Source organism: Candidatus Woesearchaeota archaeon, assembly GCA_003695435.1.
Lineage (GTDB): Archaea > Nanobdellota > Nanobdellia > Woesearchaeales > UBA11576 > J101.
In genome coordinates, this window is sequence record RFJL01000026.1 from 1 (window position 1) to 5,908 (window position 5,908).

Annotated in this window: 6 protein-coding genes and 1 tRNA gene; 5 read left to right on the forward strand and 2 right to left on the reverse strand. The window is 40.0% G+C overall.

Annotated features, from left to right (window positions below; translation table 11 throughout):
• Window positions 1-250: 250 nt before the first annotated feature.
• Window positions 251-374, reverse strand: a tRNA-Trp gene (locus tag D6774_01640).
• A 42-nt stretch (window positions 375-416) separates the two neighbouring features.
• A complete protein-coding gene (locus tag D6774_01645; GenBank protein ID RME78270.1) occupies window positions 417-3,374 on the reverse strand; it encodes a hypothetical protein in 2,958 nt (985 codons plus the stop codon).
• Window positions 3,375-3,483: 109 nt separating this feature from the next.
• Between D6774_01645 and D6774_01650 the strand changes: the two genes are divergently transcribed.
• The 5 genes from D6774_01650 to D6774_01670 all read left to right on the forward strand — a co-directional run.
• On the forward strand, window positions 3,484-3,936 hold the full coding sequence (locus D6774_01650) for a YdcF family protein (protein ID RME78271.1): 453 nt from the start codon (window positions 3,484-3,486) through the stop codon (window positions 3,934-3,936).
• Between the two features lie 2 nt (window positions 3,937-3,938).
• Window positions 3,939-4,133, forward strand: coding sequence for a thiamine biosynthesis protein ThiS (locus D6774_01655; protein ID RME78272.1), 195 nt, complete (start codon window positions 3,939-3,941; stop codon window positions 4,131-4,133).
• Entirely contained in the window at window positions 4,130-5,014 is an 885-nt protein-coding gene (locus tag D6774_01660) for a TIGR00269 family protein (protein RME78273.1), read from the forward strand. The genes D6774_01655 and D6774_01660 overlap by 4 nt, the downstream gene beginning before the upstream one ends.
• Window positions 5,011-5,544, forward strand: coding sequence for a hypothetical protein (locus D6774_01665; GenBank protein ID RME78274.1), 534 nt, complete (start codon window positions 5,011-5,013; stop codon window positions 5,542-5,544). Before D6774_01660 ends, D6774_01665 begins: the two co-directional genes overlap by 4 nt.
• Before the next feature lie 137 nt (window positions 5,545-5,681).
• On the forward strand, window positions 5,682-5,908 hold a 227-nt coding region (locus D6774_01670), incomplete at its 3' end, for a hypothetical protein (protein RME78275.1).

Consider the following 5,908-nt stretch of genomic DNA (forward strand, 5'->3'; position numbering starts at 1 on the left):
ATTATTAATAATATAATAAAGGCGTTTAGGATCTGGTTGTGAATCGTTTTGTTTGAAGAAGAACGCTCCAAACAAAAAAAGATGTTGCAGTGGAAATGAAGGGGTAAGAGATGGTTAACTCTTGAAAATACTTCTTGAAACTTGAGCAATGAATATGGCTTATGAACTATGTGGATCTTGCTTTCTTTTCAGAGTTCAACTCTTAAGCACCATTATTTTGAAAAAAAAACGAAGTGTTCTTAGAGAAAAATGGTGAGGGCGCAGAGATTTGAACTCTGATCTAACGGTTTGGCCCATTGCGCGATCATTGCCTGTGAAGGCTCTTCGCTCCAATGTCTGGAGCCGTTAATGCTGCCGGGTTACACCACGCCCCCGTGTATTATTTAAACTATCCAGAATGTGAGTTATAAAGTTTTCTACAAAGAAATTTTCGTTTTTCTTGTCTTTCTTCTTGTTTTCCTCTCACGAATTAGGATAACAAGACCAACAATAAGAACTCCTATAAGCGCATAAACCCATAAGGGAATTACTGCTTTTTTAGTGATGATAAGATCAAGTTGCTCTGCAAATTCATTATTAAGGTTTGACGTTATGGTAAGAGTATAATCTTGTTCTTCAAGGATGTTTGCTTGAGGTGTGATTGTGATAAGTGTCTCATGAGTGTCTTGAGGGTAGATGATAAAAGAATCATCTTCAAGAGCGATCCAAGAATCATTCAACCCATTCGTTTTAATAGAAATGGTGATGCGTGCTTTTTTATCGGTGGGGTTATGCACATTTAATGGAATTTTCACAGTCTCATCTGGGCGAATCTTAAGAACATTACCTGATCCTGCGATATGACTACGATCAACACTAAGAATAGGATCTCTTATATCTTGAGAGTTCTCGTCTGCATTTTTTTCGCTTGGCATGATACCATCGTTCAGGTGATTAACGCCTGTTACCAGAAGAGGAGCAACTTTACTTATTGCAAAGATCAGAAGAACGAGTAGTGCGAGGATAACAAGTCCTATCAAAACATACTTCCAAGGAATTACGAAAGTTGATACTTCACTTTGCGTTTTTTTAGTTTCTTTTTTTGACGTTCTTTTTTTCTGAGTTTTCTCTTCAGTTTCCTCGTCATCATGTTCTTGTTTTCCAAGAAGCGACACGAGGATAACAAGACCCACAATAAGAATTCCTGCAACCATCCAAGGAAGAAGTTTCACCGCAACGTGTTCTTTTCCCTTAATGGTATGTGTTACACTTTGCGTATAGTTGATTTCATCATTTTCAAGGTGGCCGGTAATGCTCACCTTATAAGATGATGTTGCGAGTACATCATAATCTGGGGTAATGATAAGTTGTGTTGTATGTGTTGCATGAGGAGAAACACTAAATGACCTATCTTCCACCTCAACCCAGTCAGAATCACCACGCACTCTAAACGTTGCCTGCTGATCAGTAGGGTTGTACACGGTAAGATTCATAATGATTTGTTCTTCACCATCAACGATTATTGTCTGCACAGGTGGCTCAATCGCGAAGAGGTTTTGCTCTTCCTCACTAGGACTGCTTGGTGTTTGCTGCAGTTGAGTTATTGCAATGATTGCCCCGATAAGTAGGATGAGTGCGAGAAGTGCTAACAACAACCACTTCTTCTTAGAGGATTCTTTTGTTTTAGTAATAAAGTAGTTCTCTTCTCTTCTCTTCTTCAACCACTTCGTGAAGAAGAATACGCCTAGGAAGAGTATAATAAGAGCAGGGATAATCCATAAGAGGTGGCGATAAGGTGATTTGTACTCTCCTGCAGTAACGGTGAGTGATTTTTGATAGATAAGATCATTAGTCTGCGCGGTTAGGGTGATTGCATATTTTCCGTAAAGATCGCTTGTCTTGAGGAGTACTTGTGTTTTCTCGTTAGGGTTGAGCTCAACACTCTTTTTTGAGAGTGTCATACCTTGTGGCCCTTCAAGGGTAAGATCATAAATTGCAGAGCGCACACCTTTATGGGTGATGGTGATTATAGTATTTCCTTCTTCATCTTTACCATCTTTATCAATACCTATAAGGTACGCCTTTTCAGGTGGGATAACATCAATATCAAATGTTTTCTCAATAGTTTTGTTCAGATCAAGAATGGTTGCGATAAGTGTTACTTTCTGAGCAGTTGCGTTTACAGGCACTTGCGCGAGAAGCTGCACTTCTTTATAGTCTGAAGCATTAATTTTGAAAGAGGTTTGATTTAAACTAAGCCAATTAGCAGCTTTAAGCTCAAGACTTGTTTCAACAGTTCTTGAACCTGTGTCTTGAATGATAAGGGGGAAAGAAATGCTTTCACCTTCAACTGCGACATAGTCTTTATTCTCAAGAACAATGTTCGCATCATAACAATGCTCTGCGTAAAGAGTGATGTTGTGTTGTTTTTGCACATCTCCTCTTTGAGATGTTGCAGTAAGGATAATTGTTTGCGTACGATTATCTTTTTCATTCCAATCAGGAGTGTTAACAAGTATTTGCGTGGTTGCACTTTGTTTTGGTTGTACGATTAATGTGTTGTTTACCAGTTCCACAAATGTAGGACCTTTAACATCTAGAACGTATTTGTTTCCAATACGATTAGTATTCTTAATAGTTACTGGTATTGGTGTGGTAACTTCCTCACAAGCATTGACTTGTTGAGGGGCGATAATGGTGTAATTATAGGTTCTCTTTATACCAAGAGCAAAGTTTGTTCTTGCCTCGTATCCAGAACGCTGGGCGTTTGTTACAAGAGTAAGTTCTTGCACACCATAAATATCACAAGAAGGGTTAAGATATGCATAGATCGTTGTTTTTTCACCTGGTTTGAGCACGGCAACATCTGTTGAGAGTGTTGCGTAAGTCGGAGAGTTGAGAAGAGAGAATTTGAATGTTTCAAGAAATTCACCAGTATTCATTACTTCAAATTCATATGATGTGGGTGTACAGGGTTCAAGAACGCGGTTAAGTGTTTTAGATTGCACATAAAAATTTACGGGATTAATTACTTGAATTGTTTGGGTGAGTTCTTTTTGTAAATCAAACCCTGTGGTGATGGTGGTTGTGAGCTCGAAGTCACCTTCCACTTTACAAGGAAGGTTAATGAAGAGGGGGATTGTTTCTTTTTGACCTTTTTCAAGAACGAGGAAATTCGTAGCGTAGTTCACCCACTTCGCCGCTTCTCCTGTAACTTCAATAGTATATGTTGAAGTAACATCTCCTGTGTTAGTGATGGTAAGTGGTGAGGTGTAAATGTTACAAGCAGTACCTTTAATTACTGTGCTTGGAGCACTTGCAGTAAAATCTTCAGTGAGCGCAAATGCAGAAATTGCGCAGAGTATGAAGAGGATTGCGAACAAGCTACGTTTCATGTTGTTATTGCACAGTAGCAAATATATTTAAGGCTTTTGGTCTTCCCTCTCTTTAATTTATAAACGATTTCCCTTTATTTATAAATGACACTTAAATGAATACAAATCAATGACAAAAGCACTCATCATCCTTGGATGCGCACCACAAAAAGACAGCACACCATCCCTAAGACTTGCTTCACGCATAGAACTAGGAAAAAAACTCTTTAAAGAAGAAACCTTTGACAGGGTCATTTTCTCAGGAGGACCCAACAAAACACCCATTCCTGAGAGTACTATTATGCGCGCACTCTGCCCTGAAATGGGGGGAATTGAAGAAGATAAAAGTATGAACACTTATGAGAACATCAAAAACTGCATACCCCTTGTTAAAGGATGTGACGAAGTACATATCGTTACTTCCTCCTTTCACGTTCCCCGCGTCAAACGCATCGCAAAAGATATGATTAATGCTCGCATAGTGGTTCATGGAGCTGCAAATCACATGACGGGCTTACAAGAACTCATCGCAACATTCAAAGAAAAAAGAAAACTACGATACTACGAAAAAACACACCGGTAAACATGAAACTCTACATTGAAAAAACAGGAAAGAAAAAAGAACTCTCTTTCAAAGGAACACTCAAAGAACTCCTAGCCCTAGAAGGAATAAACCCCACCACTGTTGTTCTCATTAAAAACGGAGAAGTAGTTCTTGAAGACGAACAAGTAGGAGATGACGACGAAGTACAATTGTTGTCAGTAATATCAGGCGGATGAAATGCACCTTTTGCTCCCAAAAAGCAGTCTACCCCAACCTGTGCAAAGAGCACTTCATTGAGTACTTTGAGCGCAAAGTGTTTGACACCATAGAGCGCTTTAACCTCTTAAACAAAAACGACAAGGTTATGGTCGCAGCATCAGGAGGAAAAGACTCTATGACGGTGCTGTACTTAGTAAAAAAATGGATGGGTCCAAACGCACACGTTGAAGCACTCGTTGTAGATGAAGGTATTGCAGGGTATCGCAACAAAACCATTGAAGACCTTGAACGATTCTGCAAAGAGCACGGCGTCGTTCTCAACAAATGCAGTTTCAAAGAAGACTTCGGACAAACACTTGACGACGCTAAAGAAAAAGTCAGTGTACGACCTTGCCATCTGTGCGGCACATTCAGACGAGCACTACTTAACAAATACTCACAAGGATTTGATAAAATCGCAACAGGACATAACCTTGATGATGAATGCCAAGCAATCATGATGAACTACTTACGCTCAACCATTGAATTATCAGCGCGACTAGGACCACTATCGGGGGTAGGTGCTGTTAAGGGATTCACACAACGAGTAAAACCCTTGTTTTTCTGCTCTGAAAAAGAAGTATTGGTGTATACTTTGCTCAAGGGATTTTCAGTTGGTTACACTGAGTGTCCCAACGTAACACAATCCTATCGCGCACAAGTACGCGATTTTTTGAATGACTGGGAAGCAGAAGAGCCTGGCGTGAAGTTGCGTATTGTTGAGCAGTTCTTAGAACAATTGCCTTCGCTCAAGGCACGCTTTGGTGATGCTGTGTCTTTAGGCATCTGTTCGCGCTGCTCAGCACCATCCACAAACAAAGTATGCAATGCTTGCGCGTTTAAAGAGGTCATCACATGATTGACATTGTTTTACCCTCAGGAAACGAATCTTCTTTTATAGAAATCGCCCGACGAATAGGGGTGCGAAAGCTGTGTTTCCTGTACGAGCGCATCCCTTCAAACACTTACCAAGCACCCAAAGATATTGAAATCATTACAGGTCTTCTGTGTTCTGAAAAAGACATTCACAAAAACAAGGGAAAAGCAGATGTGCTATTCTTAAAGAACCCTTCTCGCAAAGCAGTTGAACAAGGAATTGTTGATTGCATCTACGGACTTGAAGACACACCAAAAGACTACATTCACCAAAGAGGATCGGGCATGAATCACATCTGGGCAAAAATCATGGCAGAAAAAGGAGTGATCTATGCTTTTGATATTTCTTTGCTCAAGAGCAAGCCTGTGGTCTGGGCACGCATGAAACAAAACATGAAACTGTGCAAGAAGTACGGGGTCGGATTTAGGATCTGTTCTTTTGCTATGCTTCCTCATCAAATGATTTCTGCTGATCAGATGAAAGCAATTGAACAAGAACTCTTAAGAGGGTAAAACCTTTTTTTTTACGAGAACGACAACTACGACAAACCGTATTTTTTTGTTATTTGCCGTATTTTTTTGTCTTCTTTTTTCTCACCGACACTTTTAAAAAGTCCTTTATATATGACTCTTCGTAAAAAGAGGTTGGCATGGCGCATAAAGAACTCACAGACTACATTCTCAGACACTTAAAAAAAGGAACCTCTCTGCAAAAAATAAAAGACCACCTCCTACGCGCAGGACATTCCCACTCAGCAATAGAAGAAGCAGCACAACAAGCACAACAAACACTCCAACAAGAAACCAAAAACCACCCACTCGTAAAACACAAAGGATGGATAGCAGGAGGAGTGATAGTGGTAGTGATAGTGGGCGC